Source organism: Antribacter sp. NEAU-D49, from assembly GCF_057158775.1.
In genome coordinates, this window is sequence record NZ_JBXTSN010000001.1 from 194,132 (window position 1) to 209,429 (window position 15,298).

Annotated in this window: 16 protein-coding genes; 14 read left to right on the top strand and 2 right to left on the bottom strand. The window is 73.6% G+C overall.

All coding sequences use genetic code 11. The annotated features are described in order from the left end of the window. Positions 1-154 precede the first annotated feature (154 nt). Positions 155-1,624: an MFS transporter gene (locus AC060K_RS00910; RefSeq protein ID WP_483763561.1), complete on the bottom strand. Its 1,470-nt coding sequence runs from the start codon at positions 1,622-1,624 to the stop codon at positions 155-157. Then, the gene (locus AC060K_RS00915) at positions 1,621-2,658 is read right to left on the bottom strand and encodes an alcohol dehydrogenase catalytic domain-containing protein (RefSeq protein ID WP_483763562.1); all 1,038 of its coding nucleotides are present in this window, start codon (positions 2,656-2,658) and stop codon (positions 1,621-1,623) included. The genes AC060K_RS00910 and AC060K_RS00915 overlap by 4 nt, the downstream gene beginning before the upstream one ends. A gap of 41 nt (positions 2,659-2,699) precedes the next feature. Between AC060K_RS00915 and soxR the strand changes: the two genes are divergently transcribed. From soxR to carB, 14 genes are all read left to right on the top strand, one after another. Beyond that, complete coding sequence (gene soxR, locus AC060K_RS00920) at positions 2,700-3,206, top strand: redox-sensitive transcriptional activator SoxR (protein WP_483763563.1); 507 nt, start codon at positions 2,700-2,702, stop codon at positions 3,204-3,206. 9 nt (positions 3,207-3,215) lie between these two features. Next, positions 3,216-3,674: a type II 3-dehydroquinate dehydratase gene (locus AC060K_RS00925; protein ID WP_483763564.1), complete on the top strand. Its 459-nt coding sequence runs from the start codon at positions 3,216-3,218 to the stop codon at positions 3,672-3,674. 59 nt (positions 3,675-3,733) lie between these two features. Then, positions 3,734-4,384 carry a hypothetical protein gene (locus AC060K_RS00930; protein WP_483763565.1) on the top strand — a complete coding sequence of 217 codons (651 nt, stop codon included), beginning with the start codon at positions 3,734-3,736 and terminating at the stop codon, positions 4,382-4,384. Then, on the top strand, positions 4,381-4,941 hold the full coding sequence (locus AC060K_RS00935) for a hypothetical protein (protein WP_483763566.1): 561 nt from the start codon (positions 4,381-4,383) through the stop codon (positions 4,939-4,941). The genes AC060K_RS00930 and AC060K_RS00935 overlap by 4 nt, the downstream gene beginning before the upstream one ends. A gap of 99 nt (positions 4,942-5,040) precedes the next feature. Beyond that, positions 5,041-5,604, top strand: coding sequence for an elongation factor P (efp, locus tag AC060K_RS00940; protein WP_483763567.1), 564 nt, complete (start codon positions 5,041-5,043; stop codon positions 5,602-5,604). 1 nt (position 5,605) lies between these two features. After that, positions 5,606-6,022, top strand: a complete 417-nt coding sequence (gene nusB, locus AC060K_RS00945; protein ID WP_483763568.1) for a transcription antitermination factor NusB — start codon at positions 5,606-5,608, stop codon at positions 6,020-6,022. A gap of 125 nt (positions 6,023-6,147) precedes the next feature. Further along, positions 6,148-6,621: an SRPBCC domain-containing protein gene (locus AC060K_RS00950; RefSeq protein ID WP_483763569.1), complete on the top strand. Its 474-nt coding sequence runs from the start codon at positions 6,148-6,150 to the stop codon at positions 6,619-6,621. Then, a complete protein-coding gene (locus AC060K_RS00955; protein ID WP_483763570.1) occupies positions 6,615-6,956 on the top strand; it encodes an ArsR/SmtB family transcription factor in 342 nt (113 codons plus the stop codon). The genes AC060K_RS00950 and AC060K_RS00955 overlap by 7 nt, the downstream gene beginning before the upstream one ends. A gap of 142 nt (positions 6,957-7,098) precedes the next feature. Further along, positions 7,099-7,689, top strand: a complete 591-nt coding sequence (pyrR, locus tag AC060K_RS00960; protein WP_483763571.1) for a bifunctional pyr operon transcriptional regulator/uracil phosphoribosyltransferase PyrR — start codon at positions 7,099-7,101, stop codon at positions 7,687-7,689. After that, positions 7,686-8,684: an aspartate carbamoyltransferase catalytic subunit gene (locus AC060K_RS00965; protein WP_483763572.1), complete on the top strand. Its 999-nt coding sequence runs from the start codon at positions 7,686-7,688 to the stop codon at positions 8,682-8,684. The genes pyrR and AC060K_RS00965 overlap by 4 nt, the downstream gene beginning before the upstream one ends. Then, positions 8,681-10,063 (top strand): dihydroorotase, encoded by a 1,383-nt coding sequence (locus tag AC060K_RS00970; protein WP_483763573.1) that lies wholly within the window; start codon positions 8,681-8,683, stop codon positions 10,061-10,063. Before AC060K_RS00965 ends, AC060K_RS00970 begins: the two co-directional genes overlap by 4 nt. After that, positions 10,060-10,611 carry a PH-like domain-containing protein gene (locus AC060K_RS00975; protein ID WP_483763574.1) on the top strand — a complete coding sequence of 184 codons (552 nt, stop codon included), beginning with the start codon at positions 10,060-10,062 and terminating at the stop codon, positions 10,609-10,611. The genes AC060K_RS00970 and AC060K_RS00975 overlap by 4 nt, the downstream gene beginning before the upstream one ends. Further along, complete coding sequence (carA, locus tag AC060K_RS00980; protein ID WP_483763575.1) at positions 10,608-11,858, top strand: glutamine-hydrolyzing carbamoyl-phosphate synthase small subunit; 1,251 nt, start codon at positions 10,608-10,610, stop codon at positions 11,856-11,858. Before AC060K_RS00975 ends, carA begins: the two co-directional genes overlap by 4 nt. 3 nt (positions 11,859-11,861) lie before the next feature. Continuing rightward, complete coding sequence (gene carB, locus AC060K_RS00985; protein ID WP_483763576.1) at positions 11,862-15,254, top strand: carbamoyl-phosphate synthase large subunit; 3,393 nt, start codon at positions 11,862-11,864, stop codon at positions 15,252-15,254. The last annotated feature ends 44 nt before the right edge of the window (positions 15,255-15,298 follow it).

Genomic DNA, 15,298 nt, shown 5'->3' on the forward strand with positions numbered 1-15,298 from the left:
GGATAACGCGCGCACATTGCTTCGGCACTTTGTCGGGGGGGGGGGGGGGGGGGGGGGGGGGGGCCGGGCGCCCACCCCCCCCCCCCCCCCCCCCGACAAAGTGCCGAAGCAATGTGCGCGGGGACGCGTGGAGTGGCCGCCTTGCCTGCGCCCGCTACCCGCCCGCTACCCGCGTCCTGCCCGCTACCCGCGTCCTGCCCGCCAGCACCGCCACGCCCGCCGCCAGCGCCGCCGTCAGCGCGAAGCACGCTGCGTACGCGGGGAGCCCCACGAGGTCGTGCAGGGTCCAGAGCAGCGCGCCGGTGGCGGCGGAGGCGGTTGCGCCCGCGACGGCGTCGGCCACCTGGAGCCCGGAGGAGGCGAGGCCCTGCTCGTGCGGCTCGGCGAGGTCGAGCGTCAGGACGGAGAGCGTGGGGAACGCGAACCCCATGCCCAGGCCCGACATGACCCAGGCGACCATCCCGACGGCCACCGGGACCCCGGGCACCGCCAGCACCCCGGCGGCGAGCGTGCCCGCCGCGAGGAGACCGCCCCCGAGCCGGAGGTATCCCGTGTGGGTGAGGTGCAGCGCCTCGCGGCCGCGCAGCCACGAGGCGCCGGACCAGCCGAGCGCGCCCACCGTGAGGATCAGCCCGGCGGACGCCAGCGTGAGGCGCCGCTCGTGGACGAGCACGAGCGGGAGGAGCACCTCCGCACCCGTGAAGGCCGCCGAAGCCAGCGCGCGCACGGTGATGACCGCCGGCAGCCCGCGCGCGGCCCGCAGGGTCCCGAGGGCGAGGCCGAGCGCCCGCGTCCGGCGCCGGTCCTGCGGGCCCGCCTCGCCCGGGGCTGCCGGGCCCGCCTCGCCCCGGGCCGCCGGGCCCGTCCCGCGCCGGTCCTGCGGGCCCGCCTCGCCCGGGTCGTGCGGACCCACGCCACGGCCATCCCGCGCCGGCGCCCCGCCCGCGTGCCCCTGCGCCGCGGCGAGGCCCGGTGCCAGCAGGATCCCGGCGACCACCGCCAGCGCGGGCACGCCGAGGAAGACCCACCGCCACCCGAGGTGGGTGACGATGAGCCCGGTCAGCGCCGGGCCCACGATCGCCGGCAGCACCCACGCCGCGGCGAACGCGGAGAACACGCGGGCGCGCCGCTCGGGCGCGAAGACGCGCGCGACGAGCACGTACAGCGCCACGGAGAACAGCCCGCTGCCGACGCCCTGCAGGGCACGGCCCGCGATGAGGGTGCCCATGCCCGTCGCCGTCCCGGCGAGGACGAGCCCGCCGGAGAACAGCGCCATCCCGGTCCACATCGCGGGGGCGGGGCCGCTCCGGTCGTTCCACCAGCCCGCCGTCAGCAGGCCGACGACGCTCGCCGCGAACGTCACCGAGAACGCCAGCGTGTAGTGGCGCAGGCCGCCCAGCTCGACGGCGACCGTCGGCATCGCGGTGGCGACCGCCATCGCCTCGAACGCTCCGAGCGCGCACAGCGCGACCATGCCGACGAGTACCGTGCGCTGCACGCCGGGGCTCAGCGGTACCACGGGCGGCGACCCGGCGGCCTCGCCGTGGGCCTCGGACGCCGCGTCGCGAGACGCCTCCACGGGCGCGTCGACGGGCGCCGTCGTCCCGGTCTCCGGGGCTGTCATACCAGGACCACCTTTCCGACGGTGCGTCGCTCCTCGAGCTCGCGGTGCGCCCGCGCGGCCTCCGCGAAGGGCACACGGTGGGTCAGGACCCGCCACGACCCCGCGGCGGCGAGCGCCAGCGCCCGCTCCTGGAAGCGTCGCATGTCGCCGGGGGCGGGAGCGCCCGGGCCGACGGCGGCGCGCACCTCGAGCGGTCGCGGAGCCTCCTGGGTGGCGTAGCGGTTGGCTGTGCCCGACGACCAGCCGTTGACGACGACCCGTCCGCCGTCGAGCAGGAGGTCGGCGGCGGCGGTCCCGGCCGCACCGCCGACGCCGTCGAGGAGGAGCGTGGCGCCGTCGGACCCGAGGGTGGCGAGGGCGGCGCGGGCGTCCGCCGTCCAGCCGGGTGCGGCGTAGTCGACCACGGCGAGGCGGTCCGAGGGGCCGGCGAGGTCGGCCACCGCCGCCACCTTGTCGCCGCTGGCCAGCGCCAGCACCCGTGCGCCGGCCGCGAGGCCGGACTGCACGAAAAGTGTGCCAAGCCCGCCCGCGGCGGCGGTCACCACGACCACCTCGTCGCGCCAGGGCGCGCCCGGCCACGGCCTGGCGGGGTCGGCCGGTGCCGGTAGCCCGGCGACCTCCAGCGTGTAGGCCGCCATGCGTCCGGTGCCGATCATGGCGATGGCCTGGGCCTCGTCGAGCCCGTCGGGCACGGGGTGGAGGTTGGCGGCCGGGGCGAGCGCCAGGCGGGCGTACCCGCCGCCGTCGGGCGTGGCGCCCAGGTGTGCGGCGACGCGCCGTCCGACCCAGGCGGGGTCCACGTCCGGGCCGACGGCGGCGACCGTGCCCGCGACCTCTCGCCCGGGGACCGTCGGGAGGTGGGGGAGGGGGAGGGGCCCGCCCTGCTCGCCGCGCCGGAGGGTGGTGTCGAGGAGGTGCACCCCGTGCGCGACGGCGGCGACGAGCACCTGCCCGGGGCCTGGTTCGGGGTCGGGCAGGTGGTCGAGCACGAGGTTCTCGGGCGGCCCGAAGGCGTGGATCCTGATCGCGTCCATGCAGACATCCTCGAACCTCAACCTTTGTTAAGGTCAAGCGCATGGAGGTCGAGCGTGCGGAGGTAGCCGTGGCAGAGCGTCCGGAGGTCCCCTGGGACCACGACGAGCTCACCGTCGGCGAGCTGGCGGCGCGCAGCGGCGTGCGGGTGTCCGCCCTGCACTTCTACGAGAAGCGGGGGCTGATCTTGAGCCGCCGGACGCCGGGCAACCAGCGGCGCTATCCGCGCGAGACGCTGCGGCGGGTCGCGTTCATCCGGGTGTCGCAGCGGGTGGGCATCCCGCTGGCCGACATCGGCGCTGCCCTCGCCACGCTGCCGGGCGACCGCACGCCCACGGCGAAGGACTGGCGCCGGATCTCGCAGGCCTGGCACGCCGACCTGGACGCGCGGATCGAGCAGCTCCAGCGCCTGCGCGACCACCTGACGGACTGCATCGGGTGCGGCTGCCTCTCGCTGCGCAAGTGCCGGCTGACCAACCCGTTCGACGAGCTCGGCACCGCCGGTCCCGGGCCGCGGACGCTCCTGGTGGACGACCTCGACCCGGCCTAGGCTCACCGTGTGACCACCGCGCAGCCTCACGTCCTCGTGCTCAACGGCCCCAACCTGGGCCGGCTCGGCGTCCGCGAGCCGGAGATCTACGGGCACGCCACCATGGCCGACCTTCAGGTCTCCGCCGCGAAGTGGGACGGTGAGCTGGGCCTCGTCGCCGAGGTGCGGCAGACCGACGACGAGTCGGAGATCGTGGGCTGGCTCCACGAGGCGGTCGACACGGGCTCCCACGTGGTGCTCAACCCCGCGGCCTTCACCCACTACAGCTACGCGCTGCGTGACGCGGCCGCCCAGGTCACCTCGGCGGGGCTGCTGCTGGTGGAGGTGCACCTGTCGAACCCGGCGAGCCGGGAGTCGTTCCGCCACCTGTCCGTGGTGGCCGGTATCGCGACGGGGACGATCGCCGGATTCGGCTTCGACTCGTACCGGCTGGCGCTGAGCGCGATCGCGGCAAGGCTGCAGGCTTGATGCTGTCAACTTAAGGCTTTGGCCTTGATGGGCGGATATCAAGGCGCTAGGCTTAACGGGTGATCGTCCTGACCGCAGACCAGCGCGGCAGCACCCGGGGGCCCGACCTCGTCCCGGAGGTGCTGGAGACGCTCGCGCGCCTCGCGGACGGGAGGGACGGGCTCGTCGTCGCCTTCGAGCGCACCGTGGGCGACGAGGTCCAGGGCGTGCTCGACGACGCGACGCTCACGGTCGACCTGACGCTCGCCCTCCTCCGGGACCAGGGCTGGAGCGTCGGCCTGGGTGTGGGACCGGTCGAGGAGCCGCTGCCCTCCGTCTCCCGCGAGGCCCGGGGCCCGGCCTTCGTCCTCGCCCGCGAGGCGGTCGAGCGCGCCAAGACCCGGCCGCCCGGCGGGACGGTCGCGGTGGAGAGCGCCGACGCCGGGCGCGCCGCCGAGGTGGAGGCGCTGCTGCGCCTCCTGGGCGCGGTCGGTGCGCGGCGGTCACCGGCAGGGTGGGAGACGGTCGATACGCTCGCCTCGCTGCCCGGCGCCGGACAGCCCGGCCGGCAGAAGCGGGTCGCCGCCACGCTGGGGATCAGCGAGCAGGCGGTGAGCCAGCGGCTGCGCGCGGCGCTGTGGCACGAGGAGGAGGCGGTGCGGCCGGTGGTGGGCAGGCTGCTGGGCGATCTGAGCGTGGACGAACCGAGCATTGAGGAGAGCAGTCGGTGACCTGGGACATCGCGGGGGACCTGAACGTCGGGCAGTGGTTCGCGATCGCGGGCGTGTGGGTGGTGACGCTCGGGCTGAGCGTCGTGGTGGGTTCGTGGGTGGTGCCCTGGGTGCTGCGGCACGCGTCCTCCGGCAACCTGCCGTGGATGCCCTGGGCGCCGCCCCCGGCGCCGCCCGCGCCTCCGGCCGTGACACCGCAGACGGCGGACCCGACGGATCCCGCGGGCCGGATGCCCGGCGCGACCCCCGCGCCGGGTGCGGCCGGGGGAGAGGCGGGTGAGCCGCCGTCGGGCACCATGAGCCCGCAGGCCATGGACGTGCTGCGCGGCGGCGCCTGGCTCGGGGTGCTCGAGCGACTCGCCATCACGTCCGCCCTGCTGGCGGGCTACCCGTACGGGATCGCGATCGTCGTGGCGATCAAGGGCCTGGGCCGCTACGCGGAGTTGCGGGAGCACCCCGTCGCCTCCGAGCGGTTCGTGGTGGGCACGCTCGCGTCGCTCATCTGGGCCGTGGGCTGCGGTCTGGGCGGGCTGATCGTCATCGCGGCCATCCTGTAGCGGCTGGAGTAGACTGGGCCGCTGCTCCTTGACATCCGCGGTGAGTGCCGCGCCCCTGTGGCGTGGCCCTGCGCAATCGACCGACACAGGAAGACGAACGTGGCAACCAGCAACGACATCAAGAACGGCACCGTGCTCCGCATCGACGGTCAGCTCTGGACGATCATCGAGTTCCAGCACGTCAAGCCGGGCAAGGGTGGCGCGTTCGTCCGCACCAAGATGAAGAACGTGCTCTCCGGCAAGGTCGTCGACAAGACGTTCAACGCGGGTATCAAGATCGAGACGGCCAACGTGGACCGCCGCGACTTCCAGTACCTGTACATGGACGGCGCCGACTACGTGTTCATGGACAACGACACGTACGACCAGATCATGGTCTCCGCGGCCACGGTGGGTGACGCCAAGGACTACCTGCTCGAGGGCATGAACGTCATGGTGGCGTCGAACGACGGCACGCCGCTGTACGTGGAGCTCCCCGCCTCCGTGGTGCTCGAGATCACGTACACGGAGCCGGGCCTCCAGGGCGACCGCTCCACCGGCGGCACCAAGCCGGCCACCCTCGAGACCGGCGCGCAGATCCAGGTGCCGCTGTTCCTCGAGCAGGGCACCAAGGTCAAGGTGGACACGCGCGACGGGTCGTACCTCGGCCGTGTGAACGACTGACGTGTCTGCTCGTACCAAGGCACGCAAGCGCGCCGTCGACATCCTCTTCGAGGCGGAGCAGCGCGGCATCGACCCGGTCCGGCTCGTCGCCGACCGCGTGGTGAAGCCGCACACCGAGGCGTCCGTGCCGCAGTACACGGTCGACCTGGTGGAGGGCGTCATGGCGCACCGCGACCGCATCGACGAGCTGCTGGAGACGTACTCCCACGGGTGGACGCTCGAGCGCATGCCCGCGGTGGACCGCGCGCTGCTGCGCGTGGGCACCTGGGAGGTGCTCTTCAACGACGACGTGCCGGACGCGGTGGCCGTGGACGAGGCGGTGAGCCTCGCCGGCGACCTGTCGACCGACGACTCCCCGACGTTCGTCAACGGCCTCCTCGGCCGGATCGTGGACCTCAAGCCGAGTCTGCTGGCCTGAGTCCGCCGCCTGAACAGAGTGCAACCTTCGGGTTGCGATGAGGTCCCGCGCGTGCGAGCCTTGGTTGTGCAACCGTTCCATTGCACAACCAAGGCTCGCGTCGTCTCGCGAGCGAGGAGGATGTCATGAGCACGCAGACCACCGCCGCGTCGATCGACCTCGACGCGCGCAGCGTCACCCGCACCGTCCGCGTCCCGGCGCGCCCCGAGGCTGTCTGGCGCGCCCTCACGGAGCCCGAGCACGTGGCCGGCTGGTTCGGGGACGCCTGCGAGACCGACGACGGGGGCCCCTTCGTGGCCGGAGGCCGCGGCCGCCTGCACTTCGAGGGCTACGGCTGGTTCCCGTTCGAGGTCACGCGCGTGGACCCGGGCGAGGTGCTCGCGTTCCGCTGGGGCCAGTCGGTCGACGACCCCGGTCAGTGCACGGAGGCCACCTTCACCCTCGTGCCCGACGGCGACGCGACGGTCGTCACGGTCCTGGAGACCGGCTTCACCGGCGCCGACGACGACGCGGTCCGGGCCGCGCTCGACGGCAACCGCGAGGGGTGGGACTCGGAGCTGGACGAGCTGGTCGCCTACGTGGGGTCGCGCGAATGGTGAGCCGCACGGCGAGCCGCACGGCGAGCCCTGTCCCGGCCTTCGCCGCCTTGGCCGACGAGACCCGCTGGACCGTGCTGCAGGCGTTGGGTACGGAGGACCTGTCGGCGTCGGCGCTGGCGGACCGGCTCCCCGTGACGCGGCAGGCGGTCGCCAAGCACCTGGCGGTGCTGGAGGGGGCGGGCCTGGTGGACTCGTACACCGTCGGCCGCGAGCGCCGGTACCGCGCGCTGGGCGCGGAGCTGGCGGCGCTGGGCCGGCGGCTCGAGGGCATCGGGAAGGCCTGGGACGCCCGCCTGTCGCGGCTGTCCCGGGTGGCGCAGGACCTGGACCGCTAGAAGGGGTGGGGGCGGGGGTGTGAGCAACGCCGCTCGTCCGCAGTCCGGGCGCCGGGCGGTGCTGCGGACCCGGCGCGTTAGGGTGGTGGCTGTCAGACTCCCTTTAAAGCCCGTCCGGTGAGGCGGGGAAGGAGGTCGCCAGATGAACCCTGGCACCGCTGTGCCCGGATCCGGCACCAGCAGCACCGCGCCCGTCACCGTCCTCGGTGAGGCGGAGATCGCCCGGGCGCTGACCCGCATCGCGCACGAGATCACCGAGCGCAACAAGGGCGCGCACGACGTCGTCCTCCTCGGCATCCCGACCCGTGGCGTCACCCTCGCGGCGCGCCTCGCGAAGCTCCTCGCCGAGATCGAGCCGTCCTTCAGCCCCGACGCCGTGGGCGAGCTGGACGTCACGATGTACCGCGACGACCTGCAGCGTCAGCCCACCCGCTCGGTCGGCGTGACGCGCGTCCCGGTGAGCATCGACGACCGGACGGTCGTCCTGGTGGACGACGTGCTCTTCTCGGGCCGCACGATCCGTGCCGCCCTCGACGCCCTGAACGACCTGGGCCGCCCCCGGGTGGTCCAGCTCGCCGCCCTCGTGGACCGGGGCCACCGCGAGCTGCCGATCCGCGCCGACTTCGTCGGCAAGAACCTCCCCACCTCGCGCTCCGAGCGCGTGGGCGTCCGGCTGCGGGAGATCGACGACGTGGCCGACGCCGTCCTGATCGCGGGGAGGCCGTCCGCATGAAGCACCTGCTCTCCACCGCCGACCTGTCCAAGGACGACGCGATCCTGCTGCTGGACACGGCCGCGCAGATGGCCGCCACCCAGTCCCGCGAGATCAAGAAGCTGCCCACGCTGCGCGGCCGCACGGTGGTCAACCTCTTCTTCGAGGACTCGACCCGTACCCGCATCTCGTTCGAGACCGCGGCGAAGCGGCTCAGCGCCGACGTGATCAACTTCTCGGCCAAGGGGTCGAGCGTGTCCAAGGGCGAGTCGCTGAAGGACACGGCCCTGACGCTGCACGCGATGGGGGCCGACGCCGTCGTCGTGCGCCACCACGCGTCCGGCGCCCCCCACATGCTCGCGCACGCGGGCTGGCTCGACGCCGGCGTGCTCAACGCGGGCGACGGCACGCACCAGCACCCCACGCAGGCGCTCCTCGACGCCTACACGATCCGCCGCCACCTGGTGGGCGGCGGCCGGGGTGCGGGCTCGGCGGGCGACCCCGTGGGCGCCGACCTTGCCGGCCTGCGCGTCGCGATCGTCGGCGACGTGCTGCACTCCCGCGTGGCCCGGTCGAACGTGCACCTGCTGCACACGCTCGGCGCCGAGGTGACCCTGGTGTCCCCGCCGACGCTGCTCCCGGTGGGCGTCGAGGCGTGGCCGTGCCGGGTGTCGTACCACCTGGACGAGACGCTCCTGCAGTGGCAGCCCGACGCCGTCATGATGCTGCGGGTGCAGCGGGAGCGGATGGGCGGTGGTTCCGGCGCGTTCTTCCCGAGCCCGCAGGAGTACAGCCGCACGTTCGGCCTGAACGCGCGCCGCCTGGCGCTGCTGCCGGACCACACGATCGTGATGCACCCCGGGCCGATGAACCGCGGCCTGGAGATCTCCGCGGACGCCGCCGACCATGTTCGCTCCGTGATCGTGGAGCAGGTCGCGAACGGTGTCGCTGTACGGATGGCCGCGCTGTACCTGCTGCTGGCGGGGAACGAGTCGAGCGAGAGGAACGCGCTGTGAGCACCACCTACATCCTCCGAGGGGTGCGCCCCTACGGCGGCGACCCGGTCGACCTGGTCCTGGCGGGCGGCGTGATCGAGTCGGTCGTCGCCTCGGGCGATGCCCGCGCGGGTGACGCCGCCGCCGGGGGCGACGGCGACGCCGTCGGGCCGGACGTGGTGGAGATCGAGGCCGCGGGCCTGGTGGCCCTGCCGGGGCTCGTGGACCTGCACACGCACCTGCGCGAGCCGGGCCGCGAGGACGCCGAGACCGTCTGGTCCGGTACCCGGGCCGCCGCCGCGGGCGGCTTCACCGCCGTGCACGCCATGGCGAACACGACCCCCACGCAGGACACGGCGGGCGTGGTCGAGCAGGTGTGGCGGCTCGGCCAGGAGGCCGGGTGGGCCGACGTGCACCCGGTGGGTGCGGTGACGATCGGCCTGGAGGGGGAGCGGCTCGCCGAGCTCGGCGCCATGGCAGACTCCCGCGCCCGGGTCCGCGTCTTCTCGGACGACGGCAAGTGCGTGCACGACCCGGTCCTGATGCGCCGCGCCCTCGAGTACGTCAAGGCGTTCGACGGCGTCGTGGCGCAGCACGCGCAGGAGCCGCGTCTCACCGAGGGCGCGCAGATGAACGAGGGCGTCGTCTCGGCGGAGATCGGCCTGACCGGCTGGCCGGCCGCCGCGGAGGAGGCCATCATCGCGCGCGACGTGCTGCTCGCCGAGCACGTGGGCTCCCGGCTGCACGTCTGCCACCTCTCGACCGCCCGCTCGGTGGAGATCATCCGCTGGGCCAAGTCCCGCGGCGTGGACGTCACCGCCGAGGTGACGCCGCACCACCTGGTCCTCACGGACGAGCTGGCCCGCGGCTACGACCCGGTGTTCAAGGTCAACCCGCCGCTGCGCACCGCCGAGGACGTCGAGGCGGTCCGGGCGGGGCTCGCCGACGGCACGATCGACATCGTGGCCACCGACCACGCGCCGCACCCGGTCGAGGACAAGGACTGCGAGTGGGCCGCGGCGGCGTTCGGCATGACCGGCCTGGAGACCGCCCTGTCGGTGGTGCAGTCCACCATGGTGGACACGGGCCGCATGACGTGGGCCGACGTCGCCCGCGTGCTCTCCACCGCCCCCGCCCGCATCGGCCGCATCGAGGACCGGCACGGCCGGCCGCTCGAGGCGGGCGAGCCCGCGAACATCGTGCTCGTGGACCCTGCCGCCACGCGCCGGATCGACGGCGCCGCGCAGGTCACCGCGAGCGCCAACACCCCCTTCCAGGGCATGGAGCTGCCGGGTCGTGTGGTCGCGACCTTCCTGCGCGGCCGTGCGACCGTCCTCGACGGCGTGCCGGTCGAGCCAGCCGCCCTGGGGTCCGACACCTTCGAAGGAGCCGCCCGATGACCCAGCCCGTCGCCATGGCGATCGTCGCCCTGGTCGGAATCGCCCTGGTCTACGTGGTGCTGACGGGCCGACGACGCCTCGCGCGCCGCACCCGCGCGCTGGTCCCCGCGCCGCCCGCGGTGCCGAGCACCCTCGGCCTGGTGCGTGTCGGGCCGATCGACGCCGTCTACGTGTCGAGCACGCTGTCGGGCGACTGGCTCGCGCGCATCGGCGCCCACGGGCTCGGTGACCGCGCGTCGGCCCGCGTGAGCGTCTACGAGCCGGGGGTCCTCATCGAGCGTGAGGGCGCCGGCGAGATCTTCATCCCCGTCGAGGCGGTGCGCTCCGCCGGCCTCGCCCCCGGCATGGCCGGCAAGTACGTGGGCACCGACGGTCTCGTCGTGATCACGTGGGAGGTCCCCGCCGACCCGGCCGAGCCCGACGTGCCCGCCGCCCTGGTCGACACCGGCCTGCGCACCCGGCGTGCCACCGACCGCGGCGCGCTCGTCGACGCCGTGCGCCACCTGGTCGCCGCCCAGAACCACCCGTACCCCGAGGAAGCCCGATGAGCACCACCACCGAACAGCACGAAGCGATCCTCGTCCTCGAGGACGGCACCACCTTCACCGGACGCCGGTACGGCGCGGCCGGCACCACCTTCGGCGAGATCGTCTTCTCGACCGGCATGACGGGATACCAGGAGACCCTGACCGACCCGTCGTACCACCGGCAGATCGTCGTCATGACGGCGCCGCACGTGGGCAACACCGGCGTGAACTCCGAGGACCCGGAGTCGGGCAAGATCTGGGTCAGCGGGTACGTCGTGCGCGACCCCGCCCGCCGGGTCTCGTCGTGGCGCGCGGAGCGCTCGCTCGGCGAGGAGCTCGCGGAGCAGGGCGTGGTCGGCATCAGCGACCTGGACACCCGCGCGCTGACGCGCCACCTGCGCGAGACCGGCGTGATGCGCGCCGGGATCTTCTCCGCCGACGACCTGGTGCGCGGCGGCTACCCCCGCCCGGTCGAGGAGCTCGTGGCTGAGGTCAAGGTGTCGCCGCAGATGAAGGGCGCCAACCTGGCGGGCGAGGTCACCACGGCCGAGCCCTACGTGGTGGAGCCGCGCGGCGCGTTCGAGGGCCTCGACCCGGTGGCGACCGTGGTCGCCGTCGACCTGGGCATCAAGACCATGACGCCGGTGCGGCTCGCCGAGCGCGGCGTGCGCGTGCACGTGGTCCCGCAGTCCTCGACCGTCGCCGACATCGAGGCCCTGCTGCCCGACGGCGCCCCGGGCGGCGTCTTCTTCTCGAACGGCCCGGGCGACCCGGGGGCGGCGAGCCACGAGGTGGCGCTGCTGCGCGAGGTCCTCGACCGCCGTATCCCGTTCTTCGGCATCTGCTTCGGCAACCAGCTCCTGGGCCGGGCCCTCGGCTACGGCACCTACAAGCTGGGCTACGGCCACCGCGGCATCAACCAGCCCGTGCTGGACCGCACCACCGGCAAGGTGGAGGTCACGGCGCACAACCACGGCTTCGCGGTGGACGCGCCCCTCGACCCGTCCGGGTCGCAGGCCCCGCACGACGCCGGCTACGGCCGCGTCGTCGTCTCCCACGTGGGGCTGAACGACCGCGTGGTCGAGGGCCTGACCTGCCTCGACCTGCCCGCCTTCTCCGTGCAGTACCACCCGGAGGCGGCGGCCGGCCCGCACGACGCCGCCTACCTGTTCGACCGGTTCGTCGGTCTCATGACCGACGCCGCTGCCTGGCCCCCCGCGATCCTCGACGCGGCCACGACCTTCGACGCCACCACCAAGGAGAACTGAGCAATGCCCCGCCGTACCGACATCTCCTCGGTCCTCGTCATCGGGTCCGGCCCCATCGTCATCGGGCAGGCCTGCGAGTTCGACTACTCCGGCACCCAGGCGTGCCGCGTGCTCAAGGAGGAGGGCCTGCGGGTCATCCTCGTGAACTCGAACCCGGCCACGATCATGACCGACCCCGAGTTCGCGGACGCCACCTACGTGGAGCCCATCACCACCGACGTCCTCACCACGATCATCGCCAAGGAGCGCCCCGACGCGCTCCTGCCCACCCTCGGCGGCCAGACCGCGCTCAACGCGGCCATCGCCCTCGACGAGGCCGGAGTCCTCGAGCAGTACGGCGTGGAGCTCATCGGCGCCAACATCGAGGCGATCCAGAAGGGCGAGGACCGCGAGCAGTTCAAGCAGGTCGTCGAGAAGTGCGGCGGCGAGTCCGCCCGCTCGCTCATCGTGCACACGGTCGACGAGGCGCTCGGCGCCGCCGCCGACCTGGGCTACCCGATGGTCGTGCGCCCGTCGTTCACCATGGGCGGCCTGGGCTCCGGCATCGCCTACGACGAGGACGACCTGCGCCGCATCGTGGGCCAGGGCCTGCACTACTCGCCCACGACCGAGGTGCTCCTGGAGGAGTCCATCCTCGGCTGGAAGGAGTACGAGCTGGAGCTGATGCGCGACAAGAACGACAACGTCGTGGTCGTGTGCTCCATCGAGAACGTGGACCCGGTGGGCGTGCACACGGGCGACAGCGTCACCGTGGCCCCCGCGATGACGCTCACCGACCGGGAGTACCAGCGCCTGCGCGACATCGGCATCTCGGTCATCCGCGAGGTCGGCGTCGACACCGGTGGCTGCAACATCCAGTACGCCGTCGAGCCGTCGACCGGCCGCATCATCGTGATCGAGATGAACCCGCGCGTGTCGCGGTCCTCCGCGCTCGCCTCGAAGGCGACCGGCTTCCCGATCGCCAAGATCGCCGCGAAGCTCGCCGTGGGCTACACGCTCGACGAGATCCCGAACGACATCACCAAGGTCACCCCGGCCAGCTTCGAGCCAACACTCGACTATGTGGTGGTCAAGGTCCCGCGGTTCGCGTTCGAGAAGTTCCCGGCGGCCGACGACACCCTCACCACCACCATGAAGTCGGTGGGCGAGGCCATGGCCCTGGGCCGCAACTTCACGGAGGCGCTCGGCAAGGCGCTCCGCTCGATCGACAAGGGCGGCGTGTCGTTCCACTGGGACGGCGAGGCCCCGGCCGGCGACGCGCTGGACGCGCTCCTCGCCGACATCGCCCGGCCCACCGAGCACCGCCTGGTGGGCGTGCAGCAGGCCCTGCGGGCCGGCGCCACGGTCGAGCAGGTCTTCGAGGCCACCAAGATCGACCCGTGGTTCCTCGACCAGATCCAGCTCGTCAACGAGATCGCCGCCGAGGTGGCCGCCGCCCCGACGCTGACCGCCGAGGTGCTGCGGCACGCCAAGCGGCACGGCCTGTCCGACGTCCAGGTCGCGCGCCTGCGCGGCATGGGCCCGGGTGGCGAGGCGACGGTGCGTGAGGTCCGCTACGCCCTCGGCGTCCGCCCGGTCTACAAGACCGTGGACACCTGCGCGGCCGAGTTCCAGGCCACCACGCCGTACCACTACTCGAGCTACGACCAGGAGACCGAGGTGCGGCCGCGCGAGCGCGAGGCCGTCATCATCCTGGGCAGCGGCCCCAACCGCATCGGTCAGGGCATCGAGTTCGACTACTCGTGCGTCCACGCCACGCTCGCCCTGCGGGACCGGTACGAGACGGTCATGGTCAACTGCAACCCGGAGACGGTGTCGACGGACTACGACACGTCCGACCGCCTGTACTTCGAGCCCCTCACCTTCGAGGACGTCCTCGAGGTCTACCACGCCGAGCTCGCCGCGGGACCGGTCAAGGGCATCATCGTCCAGCTCGGCGGCCAGACGCCGCTGTCCCTGGCGCAGCGCCTCGCGGACGCCGGGCTGCCGATCCTGGGCACCAGCCCCGCGGCCATCGACGCCGCGGAGGACCGCGGCCAGTTCGGCCAGGTCCTCATGGACGCGGGCCTCCCGGCCCCGGCGTTCGGTACCGCCCGCTCGCTCGCCCAGGCACGCGAGATCGCGGCGGGCATCGGCTACCCGGTGCTGGTGCGCCCGTCGTACGTGCTGGGCGGCCGCGGCATGGAGATCGTCTACAGCGAGGAGCAGCTCACGGGCTACGTGGAGCGCGCGCTCACCGCGAGCGCCGCTGACGCCGCCTCGGCGGGCGGCACCACCCTGCCGGCGCCCCTCCTGATCGACCGGTTCCTCGACGACGCGATGGAGATCGACGTCGACGCGCTGTACGACGGCACGGAGCTCTTCCTGGGCGGCGTCATGGAGCACATCGAGGAGGCCGGCATCCACTCCGGTGACTCGGCGTGCGTGCTGCCGCCCGTGTCGCTGAGCGAGGCCGAGATCGAGCGCATCCGCCGCTCGACGGAGGCGATCGCCCGCGGGGTCGGGGTGCGGGGCCTGCTGAACGTGCAGTACGCGCTCGTGAGCGACGTGCTCTACGTCCTGGAGGCCAACCCGCGCGCCTCGCGCACGGTCCCGTTCGTCTCGAAGGCGACGGGCACGTCGCTGGCCAAGGCGGCGGCCCTCGTGATGGTGGGCGACAGCATCGCCGACCTGCGTGCGGCGGGCATCCTGCCCGCCGAGGGCGACGGCGGCACGCTGGACCTCGGCGCCCCGATCGCGGTGAAGGAGGCGGTGCTGCCCTTCAAGCGGTTCCGCACCCGCGAGGGTCTGGTCGTGGACTCGGTGCTCGGCCCGGAGATGCGGTCCACGGGTGAGGTCATGGGCTTCGACAAGGACTTCCCGCACGCGTTCGCCAAGTCCCAGGCGGCGGCGTTCGGCGGCCTGCCGACGTCGGGCACCGTGTTCGTCTCGGTCGCCGACCGGGACAAGCGCTCGATCGTGTTCCCGGTGAAGCGCCTGGCCGAGCTGGGGTTCGAGATCCTCGCGACCACCGGCACCGCCACGGTGCTGCGCCGCAACGGCATCGCGGCGAGCGTCGTCCGGAAGTACTCGGCGGGCCGGGGCGAGGCCAGGGAGCCCACGATCGTGGACCTCATCACCGAGGGCAAGGTGGACCTGGTGGTCAACTCGCCGTCGGGCCAGGGCGCCCGCGCGGACGGCTACGAGATCCGTGCCGCCACGACGGCCGCCGACAAGCCGATCGTCACCACGGTGGACCAGCTCGCCGCCGCGGTGCAGGGCATCGAGGCGGTCCTGGCCGGCCCGTTCCAGGTCGCCAGCCTGCAGGAGCACAACACGGCGATGCGCGCCCGCCTGGCGGTCGACGACGCGGCCCTGGCGGCCGTCGCCGCGGGCGCCGAAGGGGTGCCCGCGTGACGGCGGCGCCGTCGGGCGCGCGCGTGGCGCCGTTCGGCGCGCGC